We start from the raw sequence: 20,814 nt of genomic DNA, 5'->3' as shown, positions 1-20,814 counted from the left end.
TCACGAGCAGATTCCCTTCCTGATAAAGGCGGCCGCGATCCCCGCTGCCGCGCATTCGGCATCGCATTCTCCAGTGTCGCCGCTGACGCCCACCGCGCCGATAACGGTGCCGCTCTCGTCGCGCACGAGCACACCGCCGGGCGAGAACGCCATCTGGCCGCCGACCGCCGTGGCCAGGCTCTGGAAGAACACCGGATTGCCCCTGGCCCGCTCTGCCAGCACCGCCGTATCCGCACCCATGCCAAGCGCGCCTGCGGCCTTGGCGCGGGCAATGTCGAAACGGAACAGACTGGCCCCGTCCTCCCGCGCGAAAGCCATCGGATGCGCGCCTTCGTCGAGGACGATCACGGCAAGCGGCTGTGCGCCCCTGTCGCGCGCGGCGGCAAGCGTATCGTCGACGATCACCCGCGCATTCTTCAGCGTCAGTTTCATGCGGCCTGCTCCTGATGTTCTGTTGCGTTCCCGAAGAGCATCTTGCGCCGGGCGGCCAGCAGTGCGGCACCGCGCCCTTTCTCGGTGCCGAAAACGTAGTGGTCGGGGCGTATGAGCACCGCGTCGGCTTCGTGATCGTCAAGCCAGCGTGTTACCGCGCCGCCATCCGGCAGGTGCGCAGCGCCGATCACCGCGACCCCGCACGCAGGCAGCCCACCGCCCGATCCGCGTACGAACAACCGCCAGCCGCCCCCGGCCAGATCGTCGAGCCGACCGCCGTTCTGCAACAGCGGCTGGACAAAGCGCGCGCCTGCGCCCTTGCTGGGCATGACCAGTCCGGCGCCGATGGCGGGGATCAGGTCGTGCGCGGTTTCGCCGCTCCTGGCCCGCTCGCGAATTTCCGCATCGCGCACTGCCGCCTTTGCGGGATCGAGTTCGCAGATGTAGCGTCCGGCGTTCACCGCAGCGCCGATCACCGCGCGAACATGCGGGTCCCGCTCGGGCTGGTAGGTGTCCAGGATCGCCTCGTCAGCCCCCTCATTGGCGATCGCGGCCATCTTCCAGGCTAGGTTCGCCACATCGCGCAGGCCATGGCACATGCCCTGCCCGAAGAACGGCGGCGTCTGGTGCGCGGCATCGCCCGCCAGAAACGCCCGGCCCATCTGCCAGCGCTCGGCGACAAGGCCATGGAAGCGATAGGTCGCCGCGCGCAAGATAGTGTGCGGCACGTCCTTCATCCACGCGCCGACCAGTTCGCGCACCTTTTCCGGGCGCATCATCTCGGCATCGTCCTCGCCGGGCAGCAGCATGAACTCCCAGCGACGATGGTCGCGGCGTCCCGGAACAACCGTCGCCGGGCGCGCGGGATCACACATCATTACGGACAGGCGCTGCAAATCGGCATCGGCAGGCACGCCCGAGATCGGCGGGAAGCTGACGCCGCCCTCGACCTCGGCATCGACCACCAGCCACGGCTCCTCGAAGCGCAAATCGTCGAGTGCGACGCCCATCGCCTTGCGCACCGTGCTGCGCGCGCCGTCACAGGCAATCACCCAGCGGGTGCGCACCGCATGTTCGTGCCCGTCCTGCCGATAGCGCACCGTGGCGCCGCCCGCATCCTGATCCAGCCCGAGGAACGTCGCGCCCAGCTGGAGCGAAACGCTATCCAGCCGCGCCATGCCTTCGCGCAGATGCGTTTCCAGTTCGGGCTGGTAAAAGAAGTAATCGTTCGCCCAGCCGAACGGACGCGGACGGCCAACCGTCCCCATGTAGCGGATGACGCCATGATCGGCACCAATGTGCAGGTGGCCGTCAGTGGCCACCATGTCCGGCTCCACCGCATCGATAACGCCGGCGGACTGGAACAGGCGCATCATCTCGTGATCGAGGTGCACCGCGCGCGGCAGCGGATAATGTTCCAGCTCCTTTTCCAGCACCAGAACGGTCAGTCCGTTCAGGCCGAGGAGGTTCGCGGCCAGCGCACCGACAGGTCCGCAGCCAATGATGACCACATCATGTTGCATCGGGTCAGCTCGCGGTTTCGGGCTCGGTCAGCGCTTTGTGGAGCGCGCCGTCCTTCATGATCATGCGGATATTGGCAGGGTTCTGGAGGATGGTGACATCCTGCGTCGGATCGCCATCGACCAGCAGCAGGTCGGCAAGATAGCCCTGCTTCACCAGCCCGGTCTCAATCCCCATCAGTTCGCCGCCGTACTGGGTTGCGGCGCGGAGCGCCTCTGCCGGCGTGAAGCCGTAATAGGTCACGAAATGCTCAAGATCGCGGGCATTGCGGCCATGCGGATTGAACGGGAAACCGTAATCGCCACCGATCAGGATGCGCACGCCGCGCTTCTTCAGTTCGGGCACCAGCTTGGCCTCGATATCGAGGCGCATCCGCGCGCTGGCCTTCATGTGCGTCATGTCGACATGCGGCGGCGGATTGGCTTCGAGCGCGGCAACCGACACACCCGGCCCCGGCGCGTAGAAGAAGGTGTCCCTGTCAGCCGCCATGCGATCGATCGCGGCTTCGTCTGCGAATGAGCAGTGATAGAGGATGCGCGCGCCTGCATCGAGCGCCAGGCCGATCGCCTCGCCCGAATAGACGTGGCAGGCGATCCACAGGCCCGCCTCGCGGGTTGCCTCGCCCGCCGCCATCATCTCGTCGCGGGTATAAAGCACGTCCATCGCCGAATTGGGCTTGAGCGCATCCTCGCCCGAAACCACCAGCTTGATCGACTTCACCCCTTCGTCCGCACAGTAACCGACGAAAGCGCGCATCGCATCGGGTCCGCGACCGTTGAACACGTCGCCAGTCTCGACCCCTTCGCCGCCTTCCGGGCTGCGCTCCAGCGTGGAGGGCACCAGACGCGGCCCCGGCGTCTCGCCCCGCTCGATCGCGCGGGCCAGCTCCGGCTCGATGCCGTCCCCCAGCGCACCGGCGGAATAGAGGCTGGTATAGCCATGGTCGAGCAGCACGCGCGCGTTGCGCCAGGCCGCGACCTTCAATTCGTCCGGCGGCAGAATGAACTGGTGATAGACCTTCTCGGTCGAGGATGCCCAGGTCAGGTGCGTATGCGCATCGATCAGGCCGGGCATCAGCGTCATCCCGCGCCCGTCGATCACGATATCCGCCGCAAGGTCCGGCATGGCGCTCTCGCCCAGCGAGACATCGGCGATGCGCTCATCCTCGATCAATACCCGGCCGCGCTGCAGCGGTGCTCCCGTGCCGTCGAAGATGGTGATGTTACGGATCAGTGTCCGCATGGTTCCTCTACCCCAATCGTTTGTGTTCTGGGTTCTGATCCGGTGTAAAACCTCGCGGATACCATGTAAAATAATGAATATTTCGATCTCCATAGTCTGTAACTATGGAATGCAGGCCCGGATCACTCCAGCCTTGGCAGGGCCTCGAACAGCACTTGCGCGAGCGGTGAAAGTGGCTGGTTCGCGAGGTGTAACACACCGACATTCCTGTCGAATTCCGCCTCGCGGATAGTGATCGCGCGCAACGAACCATTGGCGATATCCTCGCCCACCACGGTACGCGGCAGCACCGTCACCCGGTCCGTCTCGCGAACGATGGCACGGGTGGTCAGCAGCGAATCGCAGCGGATCGCCGTCAGTGGCACGCTCACCCCCGCCGAAAGGAACAGCGCATCGACCTGCCTGCGAAAGGCGCCGCGTGCCTCGGGCAGAACCCAGTTCCATGCCGCAGCATCTTGCAGGGATATCTCGTTGCCCAGATCAAAGTGCTGCGCGCCTACAACCAGCGAAAACGGATCGCTCGCGCATGTGACTTCCGCCATGTCATCCGGGCGCTGCTCAATCCGAGTGGTGACAAATGCCAACTCGATCACCCCCTTTCGCAGCATGTCCAGCAATTGAGCATCATCACGCTCCAGCACACTGAGGGAAAATTTTCCGACTTGCGCTTCCACCTCAGGAATCACGCCAGGCAACAGTGTCAGCAGTGCACCGGGCGTTCCTGCAACGCGTAACGGCCCCGCGATGCCGAGACGTGCATTATCAATATCAAGAGCAGCGTCGACCAGCAGTGTTGCCAAGGCCTCTGCCCGACGTTGCAGCGCTTCGCCCTCTGATGTCAGCGTAATTCCTCCGCGCCCACGCGCAAAAAGGCTGGCGCCGAGACTGCGTTCAAGCAAAGCAATGGTGTTCGAGACCGACGGCTGAGAAATATTGAGATCCCGTGCAGCTCCGCTGATCGAGCCCGCCTGACAAACTGCGCGAAAGGTCATCAGTGCCCGCGGATCAATCGCGAGACGCCGTCCGTTCACCACATTGTTCAGCCTTTCCTTCATAAATGCGTTCCGTTCGCTCACACCTAACCTCATTGCTTGCGTCGACATCATCGCCTAGCGGTCCCACAAGATTCTTCCTGCAGTGAGACCGGCTTCTTCTACAAAAGCCATAACGCACGGCACCGGCAGAAGCTGACACCCTTGTATGCCAATGCGGACGGGGCACTGCACAATTATAAAGACCTGTCGGATCGGCATTATCGACCGGATAGTTTGCGACAGCCGCAACCACGCGACCGACCAGAGGACACCGCCTGCACCGCCCGTGCTCACGCATGAGGCACGCCAGCGTGCAGGCTCCGTCATGCCGTCACGATTTCAACACACCGCGAACCTTTGCCGGTCGCCCCCTCGGGCACTTCGCCGACCTCGCGCCGCGCATTGCTCGGTGGTTTCGTCATCGCGCCGATCGCGCTGCCCGTTCTCACCCGTCCGGGCGCGGCGCGGGCGTCATCGGTGGAGAGCGTTTCGGAGATGCCGGTGGTACTGCGCCAGACCCGGGCCGGGCGCGATCTCACCCGCGCCCGCCACCGCACGGTCGAGGAGTTCTTCACCGGGCTCGAGGCGGGGATCGTCCCGCCCGGTGCAGGGCTGCTCTACCATGCCGGCATCGTCAGCTAGAGCGGATTTCGACCGGTATGAATCGGTAGGGATTCCCTACGATAGCGTTTTGTGATTCATAATCCGTGCTGGTGAAGGAGGCTGGCATGGATGGGTCATCCGCTTTCGATGGATTTGCGCTCGCGGCTTTTGGCAGCGATCGATAACGGATTGAGTTGCCGGGCGGCGGCGGCGCGATTTGGTGTTGCCCCCTCGACGGCGATCCGCTGGCATGCACTTCGGCGCGACACGGGCGCCTTTGCCGCCAAACCGCAAGGCGGTGATGTGCGTTCGCGCCGGATCGAGGAACGAGCGGCGGAAGTCCTCGCTGTCTGGGAGGCGCGGAAGGACATTTCGCTGGAAGAACTACGGGTGGATCTGGCCGCAGCCGGACTGATCGTCTCGGTAGCGGGACTTCATCGGTTTTTTGTACGTCGGGGCATGACGCGCAAAAAAAGACTGGCCATGCAATCGAGCAGGACCGTCCCGACGTCCTGAAGCAGCGGCATGATTGGTTCGAGGGGCAGGTCGACCTCGAACCAGGACGCCTGGTCTTCATCGATGAAACCTGGACCGCCACCAACATGACCCGCAGCCATGGCCGCTGTGCCAAAGGCGAGCGACTGCGGATGGGTTTCCCTCACGGGCACCGCAAGACCACTACGCTGGTCGCGGCTCTGCGCATGACGGGCATGGTCGCACCGATGGTACTGGACGGTCCCATCAACGGCGATTGGTTCGAGGCCTACGTGGCCCAGGTTCTCGTACCTGAACTGCGGCCAGGTGACATCGTCATAATGGACAATCTGTCGAGCCATAAGCGTCCGGCTGTCCGGGATCGGATCGAAGCAGCAGGTGCGACACTGCGCTTCCTTCCGCCCTACAGCCCGGACTTCAATCCGATCGAGAAGGCTTTCTCCCGCCTCAAGGCCCTCCTAAGGAAAATCGGGGAGCGAACAGTCAGCGGTCTGTGGAGCCTCATCGGAAAGCTCGTCGACATCTTCCAACCCGCCGAATGCGCCAATTACTTCAGCTCTTGCGGATATGATCCAGACTGATCGAAATCCGCTCTAGGCTCTCCTCCCCCTACACGCGCCATATGCCGCACGCGTCGCTTGGGCTGGAGCAGGTCGGTAAGATGCTCGGCCGGATCCTTGTCCGCCCAGCCCTGCGGGATCGCAAAGCGATAGATCTGACTTACATGCTGCTTGAGGCGGCGACTGACGTCGAGCGCGCCTCGACGCTGTGCAGGGCGAGCTTGGCCTCCGCGCGGCGCAGTCGCGCATCTGCCGGACTGACCTCGGGATAGGGGCCGAAGGATAGGAGCTTCTCCTTGTCGGCAAAGCGGTACTTCATCCGCCACAGCTTGGTGCCGTTGGGCCGCACCAGCAGGTGCAGGCCGCCACCATCGGTGAGCATGTAATCACGCGCACGCTTGGGGGCGTACCTGGCTTCGAGATCGGTGATCGACATGATTGGGGGTATCCATTCTGGGCGAGTGGATAATACCCCCATCGGCACCCCAAAATGCAAATCGCTGTCCTGGGATGTGGCGGGTTTGCGTGGGATGCCGCAGCGCTCTGATTTCGGGCGTAAACTGCTAAAATAAAATACAAGAAAGCCGCCCTCGGCTTAACCGGGACGGCGTGTGTGTATTCAGAATGGTTGCGGGGCAGGATATTTTTTGGATTAAAATTCAATATAAATTTTTGATTTTAATATATAATTCAATAAAGCTGATTGATCAGCACCCCCATTAATACCCCATTTTATCGAATATACGGCAGAGTGTTTTTTAAACATGACGAAATGCTTTAGAGTCAGCTTTCCGCTTCTTTGAACCACGCCCTGCTCGCGGCCAAGTTAGCTGCATACCTTGAAAAACTCGTAGCGCCTACCGAGTTGAAGTGATCCACTGCCTTTACCCGACAGCCGGGGGTGATGAAGACAGGACCCGCGGGCCGCTTGAGCCTTCGAACCGACATTTTGCATTGCGCGCAGCGCACGACCCGTCGAGGTGCTTGGGGATAGTCGTAGATTCGAGGTTTTCCGCGAACCGCTGGCGGCGGCGCTGCGCCATAGTTTTCATGATAAAGCTGGCAGTCCGCTGTTCGACCCGGTGCCCATGTTCAAAATCCTTGATGCTGCAGCCGCTGTACTGGCTCCGCGATACCTGCTGGAGTGTGAAGCACACTAAAGCGAAGGCGAAAGAGGGTGTGGTTTCCAAGGTGTTCAAGCCGGCCAATCTAGCTATTCCGATGTTCGGCTGCAAAAACTGAATGATTGACTGGCTGACGCCGGTAGACGCGAAATCGATCTGCGCGTGGGCGGGAGAGAGCTTATGCACAGCACCGATTTCGACCATATCTTATCAGACAATTGATCGAGGCGCTCCAGGCCTGCACAGCCTGAGAACAAAAATACCGCGCCCAACGATGCGACGACAATCGGCGGATAAGCGCCTACCCCAGGAAAGACCGTTTGCAACGATCCCTCCAAGGCATGGGTTGACGGCAAACGGCCAGAATTTATACTCCTACAAATCAACGATGTCCGTTCTTCAAGGCGGATTATACCGCTGCGCCGGCAAGCCCGTGCGAGCAGCTCTATAAACCAGCGCAGCGAGCGCCCTTCCAGGCCATCGCAGTCCGCAAGGAACCCCGCTGCGCCAGATGGATCCTTTGGAGAGGAAGCCGATGCCTGCCGTTCGTGGAGAAATGCGCTCTGCCAATGATGCGCTCTATCGCAAGATTTTGCTGCGCATCATGCCTTTGCTGCTGGTGTGCTACATCGTTGCCTACATCGACAGGGTAAATATCAGCCTCGCCAAGTTGCAGATGCTCGGGGACCTTGGCCTTACCGATACGGTTTTTGGACTTGGTGCAGGCATATTCTTCATCGGATATTTCCTGTGCGAAGTTCCCAGCAACCTGGTCCTTCACAAGGTCGGCGCACGCTTCTGGATTGCCCGGATTATGATCACCTGGGGAGTGGTGGCAGCCATGCTGGCAGCTATTGCCCCGATAGCGCATCTCATCGGGCCGCACACGGAGCAGTGGGTGTTCCTGGCCCTGCGATTCCTGCTGGGGGCGGCAGAAGCAGGCTTCTTTCCGGGGCTTGTGCTTTACTTCAATTACTGGCTTCCGCCCGAGCGACAAGGCCGCGTCTTTTCCATTCTCATGGCGGCTCAGCCGATTTCCTTCGTCGTCGGATTGCCCCTATCCGGCTGGCTGCTGTCGACGCTCGACGGGGCGCTTGGTTTTGCCGGATGGCGCTGGATGATCGTGATCGAGGCCGTGCCGGCAATCGTGCTGGGCCTCATTGTCGCACGCACGCTCATAGATGGACCACGACAGGCGTCTTGGCTTTCGTCCGAGGAAATCGAGGCGGTGGTCGATGCCGTCGAACGACAGGACCAAAAGCGCACGGATATGCCGCTGGGGCAGGTCATACGCCTCCCCCTGCTGTGGGCGCTGATGGCGATCTGGTTCCTGATGGTGATCGGGGTCTATGGCATCAATTTCTGGTTGCCGACACTGGTCAGCGCCAGCGGCGTGAAGAGCAGTTTCGCCATCGGGCTCTATTCCGCCGTGCCCTATATCGGTTGTGCCGTCGGCATGATTGTAGCGTCCAGCCATGCGGAACGGACCGGGACCAAGAAAGCGATGATGGTCGGCTCGGCAATCCTTGGCGGCCTTGCTCTGATTGCCGGCGCGCGTTGGGGCGCGGGGCACCTATCGGTCACGCTGATCACGATGACCCTCGCCATGGCCGGCGCCATGACAGCATCGGCGCTGTTCTGGAGCCTGCCGGGAGAGCGCCTGTCAGGTCGCGCCGTTGCTGCAGCGGCCGCCGCCATCAATTCACTGGGCAACATCGGCGGCTTTGCCGGTCCGTCCATTCTGGGGATCGCGCGCGACCATTTCGGATCGGACGAGATCGGTCTGGCCACACTCGGCCTATGCCTGGTCGCGGCTGGTGGGCTGGTCCTGCTGACCTTCCGGAAGCGGGGCGGAACACCACCATCCACCACACACTGCCTGCCCGAAGGAGTATGATCGAATGAGCAACGAACTGGTTTTGAACAGGCGATCTGCCATGGGTCTGCTGAGTGCCGTGGCATGCCTGCCTTCCTCGGCCATGGCCCAGGGCGTGCTGACAAGGCCCCAGCCACGCAGTGTCATCACCGATCCGCCCCGCGCCTGGGGCGCGAATGCCGACCCGGTGATCTATCCCGATCCCGATATCCTGGTCATCGACCCTGCCTTCAACGACCTGCTACTGGGCATCACGCAAATCCGCCGGATCTGGGACAAGGGGCTCTGGCTCGAAGGACCGGCATGGTCCGCACAGGGCCAGTATCTGGTCTTCAGCGACGTGCAGGCGGACAAGCAGTACCGCTATATCTGGGAGACCGGAGAAATCACGGCGTTTCGCTCTCCGTCGTTCAATTCGAACGGTAATGCCTTCGATGCGCAAGGGCGGCAGATCGTATGCGAGGATCTCTTCCGCCGGATCGTGCGGCACGAGCATGACGGAACGATCACCGTTCTGGCTGATGGCTTCGAGGGCAAGGGGCTCAATTCCCCCAACGACATCGCCGTTCATGCCGATGGCAGTATCTGGTTCACGGACCCCGGATATGGCGACACACTGTCCGAAGGCCATCCCGATTTCGTAGGAGGTCCAAGCAATGCCGCAGGCCGCCTCAACCCGCGCATCGGCTCGGAACTGGCGGGCCTTGCAGGCGGCCGGGTGCGCGGCCCGGGCAACTGCTATCGCATCAATGCGGACGGCGCGATCAGCAAGGTCATCGACGAAAAGGATCTGCCGGATCCCAACGGCATCGCCTTTTCCCCGGATTACAAGACGCTCTACGTTGCCAGCACAGGGCGGGCGCCGGGCGACACACATCAAGGCGGCAAGTCCGTGATCTATGCCTTCGATGTGAACGGCAAGACGGTCAGCCGCCAGCGCCTGTTCAGCGACATGACGGTGGATGGGGTGAAGTGCAGCCCGGACGGGTTCCGGGTCGACGTAAACGGCAATCTGTGGTGCGGCGTGAACGGCCCGATGGGATATGGCGGCGTACAGGTATTGTCACCGACCGGAAAGCTGCTCGGCCGCATTCGTTTGCCACAATTATGCGCCAACCTCACCTTCGCCGGACCCAAGCGGAACATGCTCATGATGTGCTGCGGTCAATCGCTTTATACCCTTCAGGTCCAGACACAGGGCGCCGCCTTCAGTTGACGAAGGAATAAGCATGGACGCGCCCATGATCTGAAGCCTGCCCTCAGGCGCATGACGGCGCCAGATTCCTAAGGGAAGATGTTTTCCGCAGCTTCCCCATCGCATCCCAAGCAACTTAGCACCAATGAACCGGAGATCATCAGCCTGCTACGGCATAGCGGGCGTTACGCGACGCACCGCGGGTCGCGATGTCGCGTGCGGGCCGGTTTGCTCGCCTCTATCCCTTAACGAACTGGATTTATCAAAGGCCTTCCCCGCTTTCTCGAACAACGAAGGCGACATCACCCAAATAGACAAAACAATTTGTCTTTTTTCGAGATAAATGTTTCTCTGCTCATACTTGTGAGAAGCAGAACATAAAACAGGGATAGGATAGGAATGGGCAAACCGGCGAAAGCTTGGCACACCTGTCTTGGCGCAGGCACACTGGCGAGCATGTTGCTGCTTCCATGGGAAGCGCAATCACAAGTGGCGGGGCCTTTCAATCTGGCCACCATATCGGCGGGACCGGAATGGTCACAGCAAGTCGATCTTCCTGCAGGCACCTGGTCGATAACCTTCTGGGCGGACCTGCCGGATGTCTCGTCCGGCACGCTCATCGCCTTGAAATCCGCTCCCAAACAAACGGACACGGTTTCATCGTCCGCAGACACGCAAGACCCTTCGCAGACGCTGCTGTCGCTTCAGCTTGAGCAGGGGCGCCCGATGCTGCGCGCAGGCCATCGCACCATCTCCGGCAAAACCCCTCGAACGCCAACGGGATGGCACCGCTATGCCCTGGTATCGCTGAACGGACGCCAGACATTCTACGTTGACGGACAAGCAGTTGGGCAAGTCGCCGCATCGCTGCCTGCCGGACCGATCTCACTCGTAGCCGTGCCTACCGATCGCCCCTCTGGGGGCATGACGGCCCGTATCGCTGGCCTGCGCCTCGATACAGGCGCAGGTACTCCGGCGGCCGCAGCGACAACGGCTCCCCCGATGCAAGCCTTCTGCCTTTTCTCCAGACCAGCCCGCACTGGCCGCTCCAGACGCACCAGATGGAAGGCCAGATCGTTGCACAGGACCCCGCCACGCTGCCGACCAGCGCAACGCCGCCCGATGCGCCTGTTTCCCGGCCGCTGGGAAGCAGGCAGGCGCTTTCGTCCGACAGTGAAGGACACTGGACGCTTGGCAACTGGTATCTCGCGCAGGCCCCCGATATCGCCGCAGCCGGCAGCGTCCTCTCGCGCGCGGACTACCGCCCCGACATGCGCGTCGGCATCTGGTACCCGGCGACCGTTCCGGGCACTGTCCTCACCACCTTCATCGACCGGGGGGTCTATCCCGATCCCGCACACGGGCTGAACAATCTCGCCATCCCCGAGAAGCTCGCCCACCAGGACTACTGGTATCGCACCAGCTTCGATCTCCCCCCGGAGGCGGTCGGCAAGTCTCTGGAGCTGCTGCTGAACGGTGCCAACTACCATGCGAAGTTATGGGTCAACGGCACCGAGGTGGGCGACACCACCGGCGCCTTCATCCGCGGCCGTTTCGATGTGAGCGGATTGCTCAGGCCCGGCCGCAACGCCATCGCGATCCGCATTTCTCCCCCACCACACCCTGGCCATGCGCAGGAGGAATCGCTGACCTCGGGGGTAGGCGAGAACGGCGGCGCGATGATGCTTGACGGCCCCACGTTCGGCTCGTCCGAAGGGTGGGACTGGATTCCCACCATTCGCGACCGGGAGACCGGCCTGTGGCAGAGCGTGCAACTCGTCGCCACAGACAAGCTGCGGCTGGGTGATCCGCAAGTCGTCACCACGCTGCCGCGTCCGGACAATTCCATCGCCAATGTCGAAATTACCGTACCGGTAGCCAACACGTCCGATCGGCCGGTCAGTGCCACCGTTCGCGCGGCGTTCGACGATGTGGCCGTGCAGCGTACGATTACCGTTCCGGCACGCGCCACCGTGCAGGTGCGTTTCTCCCCCGCCACCGATTCCGCGCTTGCCGTGCAGCATCCCCGCCTGTGGTGGCCCAACGGCTACGGCGATCCGGCACTTCACACGCTGCATCTGACGACCGCCATCGACGGGCGAACCTCGGATACGAAGACGCTGCGCTTCGGCATGCGGCAGGTCACGTACGAGCTCTCGCTGGTGGACGACAAGGGCGGCCTCGACCGCGCGCTGCTCGATTTCGACAAGGCGCGCACCGAGGGGCAAACGCTCATGGATGTCCGCCACGAGGCGATCCGCAAGGTGCCCAACGGCTGGGCCTACTCCTTTACGCCCGGCGCGCAAAAGTCACCCGCCGTCACGCCGATTGCGGGTGACGATGGCCTTTCTCCGTTCCTGGTGATCCGCGTGAACGGCGTGCGCATTGCCGCACGCGGCGGCTCGGTGGGCATGGACGATTTCCTCAAGCGCGTCGACCGGGCTCATCTGGAGCCCTATTTCAAGCTGCACCGCGATGCTCACGTCAACATCATCCGCAACTGGGTGGGCCAGAACACCGAAGAGAGCTTCTTCGATCTCGCCGACGAATATGGCCTGATGGTCATGAGCGATTTCTGGGAATCGACGCAGAACTACAATATCGAGGCACAGGACCCGGCACTCTACATGGCCAATGCCGAGGATGTGGTGAAGCGCTTCCGCAACCATCCCTCGATCGTGCTGTGGTTCGGGCGCAACGAAGGCGTACCCCAGCCGATCCTCAACGAAGGGCTGGCCGCGATGCTTCAGAAGGATGACGGCACCCGGCTGTACATGCCCTCGTCCAACACCATCAACCTGCACGATTCCGGGCCTTACAACTGGCGCGAACCCGAAAAGTACTTCACCGAATATTCCAAGGGCTTCGCGGTCGAGGTGGGCACCCCCTCGTTCCCGACGCTGGAATCCTGGGAGCGCACGGTTCCGGCAAGCGAGCGCTGGCCGATCAGCGACACCTGGGCCTATCACGACTGGCACCAGACCGGGAACGGCGCGGTCAAGAGCTTCACCGATGCCATGGACCGCGAATTCGGCAAACCCGACAGCCTGCCCGACTTTGCACGCAAGGCGCAGATGCTGGAGTACGAAAGCTACCGCGCCATTTTCGAGGGCATGAACGCCGGACTGTGGCGCACCAATTCCGGGCGGATGCTGTGGATGACCCAGCCTGCCTGGCCGAGTTCCGCCTGGCAGGTCTTTTCATCCGACTACGACACCCACGGCGCGTTCTACGGCATGAAGAAGGCTTCGGAGCCGGTCCATGTCCAGATGAACCTGCCCGATCACAAGGTGATCCTGGTCAACAACCGGCAATCGCCGCTTGCAGGCGTGCATGTCACCGCCATCGTACAGGGTCTCGACGGGCATGAACTGGCCCGGCGCGAGGCAACGCTGCAAAGCGCAGCGGGCGCCACTGTCGATGCCTTCACACTGGATCTGGCGCCGCTGATGGCCAGCGGCCCCGTATTCGTCCGGCTGGAAGCGCGCAATAACGCAGGCCTGCGCCTGTCCGACAATTTCTACTGGCAGGCTGGCAGTGACGCGGAACTTCGGGCGCTGAGTACGATGGCGCCGGTTGCCCTCACCGCGCATGCCCGCACGGCTGGTACGGACGACAAGGACGGCGGAAGCGATACGCGTATCGTCGTCACCCTGTCGAACCCGGGCACGCATGCCGCGCTGCAAGCCAAGCTCACGCTCTTCGACAGGTCCGGCAAGCAGGTGTTGCCCGCCTACTTCACCGACAACTACATCTCGCTGCTGCCGGGCGAGAGCCGTGACGTGACGATCACCGCTCCCGCCGCACTGGCGGGCGATGCGCCCACCGTGCACTTGCGCGGCTTCAATGTCGCCCCCCAGACGATCGCTGTTGGAGACAGACCATGATGCGCGCCCTGTCGGTTCTCGCCGCCGCGCTGATCGGCGCGTCGGCCTCCTTCGCAGCGCCGGTACAGGCCCAAACCGCAGCCCCGCCCAGTTTCAGCGCCGACGGGACGACCATCGCGCTGAATGCGGATCAGGCGGCACAGGTCCGCCTTCAGGTCGACTGGGCCTGGACTGCCCGGTATCGCGCCGACGATGCCGCCATCGTCGCGTCCGGCACCCGGCCCAGGATCGTGCTGATCGGCGATTCCATCACACAGGGCTGGTTCGATCTCGATCGCGCGTTCTTCACGCCGGGCCGGATCGGGCGCGGGATTGGTGGCCAGACCACCTCGCAGATGCTCGTCCGCTTCCGGCAGGACGTGATCGATCTGAGGCCCGAGGCCGTGCAGATCATGGCGGGCACCAACGATATCGCCGCCAACACCGGCCCGATGACCGACGAGCAGATCGAGGGCAACCTGCGCAGCATGACCGAAATGGCACAGGCACACGGCATCCGCGTGATCCTGGCCTCGATCCCGCCCGCGGACCAGTTTCCCTGGCGCCCCGGACTTGATACCGGCCCGCGCATTCAGCGCCTCAACGCATGGATACAGGCCTATGCCAAGGCCGCAGGCGCGACGTATGCCGACTACTGGAGCGCCCTCAAAGGCGACGGGCTTGGCGCGCGCGAGGGCCTGACGAAGGATCACGTCCACCCGACGCCCGACGGCTATGCCGTGATGGACCAGGTCGCCGAAGCGGTGTTTGCCAAAGCCCTCGCCTCCCCGCTCCGAAGGCTCTCGCGGCAGCGCAAGTCCCATGAACCGTGCGGTAAGCGTAGCCATCGCCGCTCTTGTCGTGACGATGGCAGGAATGACAGGGAGGCTGGCAGCCGAGCCATCATCCTCAACTGCTCCGCCAGCGGTGCCATCGTCGCCCCCCGAACCGCTCGTATCTCTTCCCGAAGGCACGATACGCGGCGAGCGGATGCCCGATGGTCGCGCCCTGTTCCGGGGCATTCCCTTTGCCGCACCGCCCATTGGACGCCTGCGCTGGCATGCGCCGGTTCCGCCCGCCAGATGGCAGGGCATTCGCGATGCGTCCCGCAGCGCCCCGGCGTGCCTGCAGATCGACTATGGCTGGAACCACACTGCGGCTGCGAACCAGTCGGAGGACTGTCTCTACCTCGATGTCGGCACCCCGTCGGTGGCGCCCTCCGCCCCCTTGCCGGTGATGGTGTGGATCCACGGCGGCGGCAATCGGGGCGGCAGCGGCGCGGGCACGGTGGAATCGCGTATCGTGCAGCGCGGCATCGTGCTCGTCAGCATCCAGTACAGGCTATCCGCGCTGGGGTTCCTGTCCCACCCGGCGCTGGGCACGCATTCGGGCAACTATGCGCTGATGGACCAGCAGGCCGCGTTGCGCTGGGTCCGGGAGAATATCGCGAAGTTCGGCGGCGATCCCGACAACGTCACGCTGTTCGGAGAGTCCGCGGGCGCGCAGGATGTCGGCCTGCAGATGCTGCTGCCCGGCGCAAGAAGCCTTTTTGCCAAAGCCATCGAGGAAAGCGGCACGCCGGGCTTCGGCCTTCCCCCCGCACGCTGAAACAGAACGAGGCGCTGGGAGAAACCATCGTTCGTACGGCAGGCGCACCGCCGCATCCCACGGCAGCCCAGTTGCGCGCCCTTCCCGGGAACGCCCTGATCGAAGCCGCCGAACATACCGACGTTCCCGGACTGGACGACGACAGCTTCATCTGGTTGCAGGCGGTCGTCGATGGCAGCGTGCTGACGCGAACGCCGCAGGATGACCTGCTGCACGGCGCGGGGCGGAGATCCCGCTCATCATCGGCAACAATCGCCACGAACTGGGCCTTTACGGCAGTCCCGAACGTGCCATCGCGCAAGGCTTCGGCAAGACTGCGGCGCAGGCTATGGCCGCATACGGGCTGGCACCGGGCGCGACACCGCCGGACGATCTTGCCCTGCGGCTGGCGAACGATTTGACCTTCCGCTGCCCTTCGCTGCATGTCGCGGCCCTGCGCGAGAACGCAGGCGGCTCGACGTGGCATTACCAGTTCGACCTCGACGGGCCGAACGGCACGCCTGTCACCCACGGATCGGAAATCCGCTTCGTGCTGGGACAGACGGGGGCTGCACCGGATGCAACCGCGCCGCTGGCTGCATACTGGGCCAGCTTTGCCCGCAGCGGCATACCTGCCGGGCCGATGGTTCCGATCTGGCCGCGCTTTGGCAACGCAGGGCAGACGCTGGAATTCACGGCGGCAGGTCCGCAGGTGGTCACGGGCCTGTCGCACGAAACCTGTGCCCTGCGCGACGCGCCCTGACTCGGCTCCCGACCGGTCGCGCTGGCCGATTGGCCATGCCGCGCTCAGGCGAGACTTCGCGCCTGCGCGCGAGCTTCCTCGATCTCCCAGAGGAACGCCGCGCCGCGCACCCCCGAACTGTCACCCCAACGCGCAGGGACAACCGACCCCGCCCAGGCTCCCGAAAAGCTGCGCGCCCGGATCGCTTCTGCAAGGCCGTCATAAATAGCTTCGACATTGGACATGCCTCCGCCCAGCACGAACACGTCGGGGTCGACCATGTTCGCGACCAGCGCCAGTGCCCGCGCGAGGCGATCACGAAAACCGTCAAGCGCTGCACGGGCGGGGCCATCGCCCTGCCCCGCCGCAGCAACGATCTCCGGCGCCGTCATGTCGCGCCCTGTTGCGACAGTATGCGAACGCTGGAAACCCGTACCGGATATCCACGATTCAAGGCATCCACGCTGCCCGCACCAGCACGGCGGCAGAGGTAGCTCCTCACCTTGCGGGTCCGGCAGGGGCACATGCCCCAATTCGCCTGCCAGACCATGCGGGCCGTTCAGAACCTTGCCGCCCAACACCAATCCGCCACCGCATCCGGTGCCGATGATCAGGCCGAAAACGCTTTCGCTTCCCGCCGCCGCACCGTCGATCGCCTCGGACAGGGCAAAACAGTTGGCATCGTTGGCCAGTCGCACATCGCGGCCCAGAGCCTCATGCAGGTCGTGCAGGAACGGTTGCTCGTTGAGATAGGTGACATTGGCGTTGCGCATGCGCCCCGTCGCAGCGACCAGAGAGCCGGGCGTGCCGATCCCGACCGTTGCCCCGCTTCCCAGTTGGGCCTCAATATCCATGACCACGTCTCGGACTGCCGTAAGCGCAGCATCATATGCCGCAGGCGTGGGCAAGCGCTTGCGCAGCAATATGTTACCGGCAGCATCGAGCGCCGCGCCCTCGATCTTGGTTCCGCCGAAATCGATGCCAATCCTGACCGGCCCACGGTCTTCTACGGTCAGTTTGCCGCGCATAATGTCCTGCCTCTCCCTGTTCGCCTGCCCTGCTTGGGGGCGCCCTCTTATCGGAATTGAAGAGGCAACATGCGCAATTCCCAATAATAAGACAATTGATTTATTTTATATGTATCGAGCGAGATACCTAACCCTGAGCGAGGCCCCGGATTCACGCCATTGCAAACGTAATCATCACCTTAACTAAAACAAATCAAAATATTTAAGTTGACGGACAGGCAGATTGCAGAGATTTCTGGATTGTTGCGAATCTTAACATGATGCCGTGACGAAACGGGGCAGAAGCGACAAGTCAAAGATCGCCGGGTATCGCGCCCTTCCCGCTAAAAAAACGCGTTGTCAGCGCGTTAGGAGAGGAGTGTTGAGGGAATGAGCCATCTTGGTCTTAGGCTGCGTGGTGCCCTGCTCACAGCCAGTTCGCTTACCGTCATGGGCATGGCGCAACAGGCACAGGCACAAAACGCGGTAGCCCCCATGGGCAATCCGGCGATAACCGCCCTTCAGGCAGCGCCCGCCGCCGTGCAGGCCGGCACCGCCACGGCGCAGACCGATGTGCCAACTGCCACATCAAGCGACCAGCAGAGCGCAGCGGATATCGTCGTGACCGGCATCCGCGGATCGCAGGAACGCGCCATCGCCACCAAGCGCGATGCGACGTCGGTCGTCGATTCGATCTCGGCCGAAGACATCGGCAAGCTTCCTGACGTGACGATTTCGGACTCGCTGCAACGCATTCCCGGCGTTCAGATCCTGCGCAGTGCCGGTGAAGGCTCGACCATCAACATCCGCGGCCTTCCCCAGGTCACGACGCTGCTGAATGGCGAAGCCTATCTCGGCGCCCAGTCGATCACCACGATCCAGCCCAATTTCAACGACATCCCCTCGCAGCTGTTCGCAGGGGCCGACGTCATCAAGTCCAGCACCGCCAGCCTGCTGAATGCAGGCATCACAGGCACCGTGGACCTGCGCACCCGTCGCCCGTTCGATCTCAAGTCAGGCTTCACCTTCGCCGCTGCTGCCGAAGGCGCCTATGGCGACAAGACCAAGCATGAGTTCGACCCCAACTTCAACGGCCTGATCGCCTGGCATAATGATCGCTTCGGCTTCCTCGTCAGCGCGGCCTATTCCGATGTGCGCCTGTCGAACTCGCACAACGGCATTCAGGAAGGTTACGGCGCCACGCTGCATAACGAAGGCACGGCAGATGCGACCTCCAGCGGCGGGTTCTCGCCCGCGACCCGCGCACGCGGCACACCTGTGGCTGGCGGCGTGGACGTCAACGGCGACGGCGATTCCAACGATGCCTTCATCGTGCCGCAGGGTTTCACCGGCTGGAACAAGATCAACCAGCGCCAGCGCCTGGGCATCAACGCCTCGGCCCAGTGGATCATCAGCGATGCACTGACGCTCAACCTCGACGGCTTCTACACCAAGCAGGACGAGCATGACCGCACCGCCGGTTTCCAGATGCAGGACGTCAACTGGCAGGCCGCCGAATTCGTGCCCGGCCAGTCCCGCGATACCGGCGCCACTTATGTCGGCAGCGATGGGCGCACGTACAACATCAATACCACGCAGGTTTACAACTACGATCTCGGCAACTTCGATTCCTATGCGCAGAACGACCGCTATCAGTCGGAATCGCAGAACTACAACGCCGAGCTGAAGTTCGACAACGGAGGCCCCTTCAAGGCTTCCGTTCGCGGCATCTACGGCAAGGCCCATCAATATTACGACCAAAGCTATATGCAGTTCAGCATGAGCGACGGCTCGCAATGGCAACCCGGCGGGATCGGCCACTATCCCACGGGCGATATCGCGTTCAATCCCGACGGCTATCAGGTCAACACCGTCGCCGGGCTCAATTCCCTGCCTGCCACCGTCGACTTCACCGGCAACCAGCCGGTCTTCACCCTGCCCTCGCAGTTGCTGAACGAACTGGGCAACATCAACGACTATGCCCTCAAGACGACATCGTCCGAAGGCAACTATCGCCGCAAGGGCGATCTCAAGGTGCTGCGCGCCGATGCCAGCTACGAGGCTTCCCCCGAACTGACCATCAGCTTCGGCGGGCGTTACTCCGAACGTTCGATTAACGATTACGAGTTTGATCGGGCCGCGCCGCTCTACGCCGGGGAGGCCAGCGATCCGAACGGATGCCTCGTCAAATGGAAGGCTTTCGACGTGCCGATGAGCGATGCCTCGTGCAGCGCCGGTGACGCTTCGGGCTATTACACCGCCGGGCTGACCCGCAAGGCGAACGACCCCACGCTGAACGGGCAGGTCAAGCTGTTCAATCCCGGCGTCGCCGGTGTTCCGAGCATGTACGTGCTCGATCCCGCGGCGATGGACAATGCGCTTGCCTTCCAGAACTCGTTCTATCCGGGCAACGTCGAGGTGATGAACCCCGGCGCCTCGTTCCGGGTCGGCGTGAAGCAGCTGTCCGGTTACGCGCAGATGGACTTCCACGGCAACTTCTTCGGCGTGCCGTTCAGCGGCAACGGCGGCGTCAAGGTGATCAATACCCGGCTCGACATCACCCAGTATGTCACCGGCTCGCCGCAGCCTTACGGCATGGCCAATACGCTCGCCGGAAGCGTTGAGACCAAGCGCAACTTCACCGACATCCTGCCCGCAATCAATCTGGCTTTCGACTTTTCGCACAACCTGAAGTTCCGCGTGGCCTTCACCAAGACCATGACCCTGCTCGATCTGGCGCAGTGGGGCGGCGGCCTGACACCTAACTATGCGATCGACACCAGCGATCCGGGCAACCCGGTGTTCCGCGTCACCGGCGGCAGCCAGAGCGGCAACCCGCAACTCGATCCGTGGCGTGCGACCAACCTCGATGCCTCGCTGGAATGGTATCTGGGCCGCGCCAGCCTGCTCAGCCTCGGTGCCTTCCACATCGCCGTCGACAGCTTCATCCAGAGCGGCAACGTCATCCGCACGGACCTTCCCGACAACGATGGCGTGGTCCGCAATCGCACTGTGTCGATCAGCACGCCGGTACAAGGCACTGGCGGCACGCTTCAGGGTATCGAAGCGGGTGCCAAGCTGTCGTTCGGCGATCTCGGCTTCATGCCGAACATCGTGCGCAACTTCGGCATCGACACAAACTTCACCTGGTCGCCCTCGGACTCCGGGCAGAAGGATCTGGCCGGGAACAAGGTGCCCTTCCAGGACAACTCGGAATTCCAGACCAACGCCGCGCTGTTCTATCAGGACTCGCGTTTCCAGGCCCGCGTCGCCTGGAACTTCCGGTCGAAGCGCGCCGTGCAATCGGACTTTGGCGGCATCAGCGGGCTGGAACTGTATCAGGCTCCGACCAACTACGTCGACGCCTCGCTCAGCTATGACGTGACGCCCAACGTCACCGTCTATGCACAGGGCTCGAACCTCACCGGCGAGTACGAGCACTACTATCTCACCTGGAAGGACGAGAGCGCCTACAACAACATCTTCGAGCGGCGATACACCGCAGGTGTGCGCGTGAAGTTCTGATCCCT

15 protein-coding genes and 2 pseudogenes are annotated in these 20,814 nt (G+C 62.7%); 9 read left to right on the top strand and 8 right to left on the bottom strand.

The annotated features are described in order from the left end of the window. The 4 genes from CI805_RS15415 to CI805_RS15400 form a co-directional block, all read right to left on the bottom strand. On the bottom strand, window positions 1-432 hold the full coding sequence (locus CI805_RS15415) for a GlcG/HbpS family heme-binding protein (protein WP_260929005.1): 432 nt from the start codon (window positions 430-432) through the stop codon (window positions 1-3). Continuing rightward, window positions 429-1,955: a bifunctional 3-(3-hydroxy-phenyl)propionate/3-hydroxycinnamic acid hydroxylase gene (locus tag CI805_RS15410; RefSeq protein WP_260929002.1), complete on the bottom strand. Its 1,527-nt coding sequence runs from the start codon at window positions 1,953-1,955 to the stop codon at window positions 429-431. The genes CI805_RS15415 and CI805_RS15410 overlap by 4 nt, the downstream gene beginning before the upstream one ends. A 4-nt stretch (window positions 1,956-1,959) precedes the next feature. After that, entirely contained in the window at window positions 1,960-3,195 is a 1,236-nt protein-coding gene (locus CI805_RS15405; RefSeq protein ID WP_260929000.1) for an amidohydrolase family protein, read from the bottom strand. 122 nt (window positions 3,196-3,317) lie between these two features. Continuing rightward, entirely contained in the window at window positions 3,318-4,250 is a 933-nt protein-coding gene (locus CI805_RS15400; RefSeq protein WP_260928998.1) for a LysR family transcriptional regulator, read from the bottom strand. A gap of 336 nt (window positions 4,251-4,586) precedes the next feature. Between CI805_RS15400 and CI805_RS15395 the strand changes: the two genes are divergently transcribed. Together CI805_RS15395 and CI805_RS15390 are read left to right on the top strand one after the other, a co-directional pair. After that, window positions 4,587-4,871, top strand: coding sequence for a hypothetical protein (locus CI805_RS15395; protein WP_260928996.1), 285 nt, complete (start codon window positions 4,587-4,589; stop codon window positions 4,869-4,871). 90 nt (window positions 4,872-4,961) lie between these two features. After that, window positions 4,962-5,908 (top strand): IS630 family transposase gene (locus CI805_RS15390; protein ID WP_260923236.1). Its coding sequence is split into 2 segments (ribosomal slippage): window positions 4,962-5,298 and window positions 5,298-5,908, totalling 948 coding nucleotides; the frame shifts between segments, so codons are not numbered across the junction. Here the strand turns inward: CI805_RS15390 and CI805_RS21160 are convergent. The 3 genes and pseudogenes from CI805_RS21160 to CI805_RS15380 form a co-directional block, all read right to left on the bottom strand. Continuing rightward, window positions 5,875-6,048: pseudogene (locus CI805_RS21160) on the bottom strand (hypothetical protein); the annotation flags it as partial. The gene CI805_RS15390 and the pseudogene CI805_RS21160 overlap by 34 nt on opposite strands. Then, a complete protein-coding gene (locus CI805_RS15385) occupies window positions 6,048-6,323 on the bottom strand; it encodes an Arm DNA-binding domain-containing protein (protein ID WP_260928273.1) in 276 nt (91 codons plus the stop codon). The gene CI805_RS15385 and the pseudogene CI805_RS21160, both read right to left, overlap by 1 nt. A 448-nt stretch (window positions 6,324-6,771) precedes the next feature. Further along, window positions 6,772-7,215 carry a hypothetical protein gene (locus tag CI805_RS15380; RefSeq protein ID WP_260928994.1) on the bottom strand — a complete coding sequence of 148 codons (444 nt, stop codon included), beginning with the start codon at window positions 7,213-7,215 and terminating at the stop codon, window positions 6,772-6,774. Window positions 7,216-7,522: 307 nt separating this feature from the next. Between CI805_RS15380 and CI805_RS15375 the strand changes: the two genes are divergently transcribed. From CI805_RS15375 to CI805_RS15350, 6 genes and pseudogenes are all read left to right on the top strand, one after another. Continuing rightward, window positions 7,523-8,908, top strand: a complete 1,386-nt coding sequence (locus tag CI805_RS15375; RefSeq protein WP_260928993.1) for an MFS transporter — start codon at window positions 7,523-7,525, stop codon at window positions 8,906-8,908. A gap of 40 nt (window positions 8,909-8,948) precedes the next feature. Further along, window positions 8,949-10,103, top strand: coding sequence for an SMP-30/gluconolactonase/LRE family protein (locus CI805_RS15370; RefSeq protein ID WP_260928992.1), 1,155 nt, complete (start codon window positions 8,949-8,951; stop codon window positions 10,101-10,103). A 1,040-nt stretch (window positions 10,104-11,143) separates the two neighbouring features. Then, complete coding sequence (locus CI805_RS15365) at window positions 11,144-13,969, top strand: glycoside hydrolase family 2 protein (RefSeq protein ID WP_260928991.1); 2,826 nt, start codon at window positions 11,144-11,146, stop codon at window positions 13,967-13,969. After that, window positions 13,966-14,634, top strand: a pseudogene (locus CI805_RS15360) (GDSL-type esterase/lipase family protein); the annotation flags it as partial. The gene CI805_RS15365 and the pseudogene CI805_RS15360, both read left to right, overlap by 4 nt. A gap of 241 nt (window positions 14,635-14,875) precedes the next feature. Beyond that, the gene (locus tag CI805_RS15355; RefSeq protein WP_260928989.1) at window positions 14,876-15,556 is read left to right on the top strand and encodes a carboxylesterase family protein; all 681 of its coding nucleotides are present in this window, start codon (window positions 14,876-14,878) and stop codon (window positions 15,554-15,556) included. Between the two features lie 328 nt (window positions 15,557-15,884). Then, the gene (locus tag CI805_RS15350) at window positions 15,885-16,298 is read left to right on the top strand and encodes a carboxylesterase family protein (protein WP_260928986.1); all 414 of its coding nucleotides are present in this window, start codon (window positions 15,885-15,887) and stop codon (window positions 16,296-16,298) included. A gap of 44 nt (window positions 16,299-16,342) precedes the next feature. On the opposite strand, the gene CI805_RS15345 is transcribed toward CI805_RS15350, so the two are convergent. After that, window positions 16,343-17,305 (bottom strand): ROK family protein, encoded by a 963-nt coding sequence (locus tag CI805_RS15345; protein ID WP_260928985.1) that lies wholly within the window; start codon window positions 17,303-17,305, stop codon window positions 16,343-16,345. A gap of 369 nt (window positions 17,306-17,674) precedes the next feature. Between CI805_RS15345 and CI805_RS15340 the strand changes: the two genes are divergently transcribed. Beyond that, window positions 17,675-20,809 (top strand): TonB-dependent receptor, encoded by a 3,135-nt coding sequence (locus tag CI805_RS15340; protein WP_260928984.1) that lies wholly within the window; start codon window positions 17,675-17,677, stop codon window positions 20,807-20,809. Window positions 20,810-20,814 lie beyond the last annotated feature (5 nt).

Origin of the sequence: Novosphingobium sp. 9, assembly GCF_025340265.1 — a bacterium.
Lineage (GTDB): Bacteria > Pseudomonadota > Alphaproteobacteria > Sphingomonadales > Sphingomonadaceae > Novosphingobium.
This window is presented reverse-complemented; position numbering and strand designations above follow the sequence as displayed.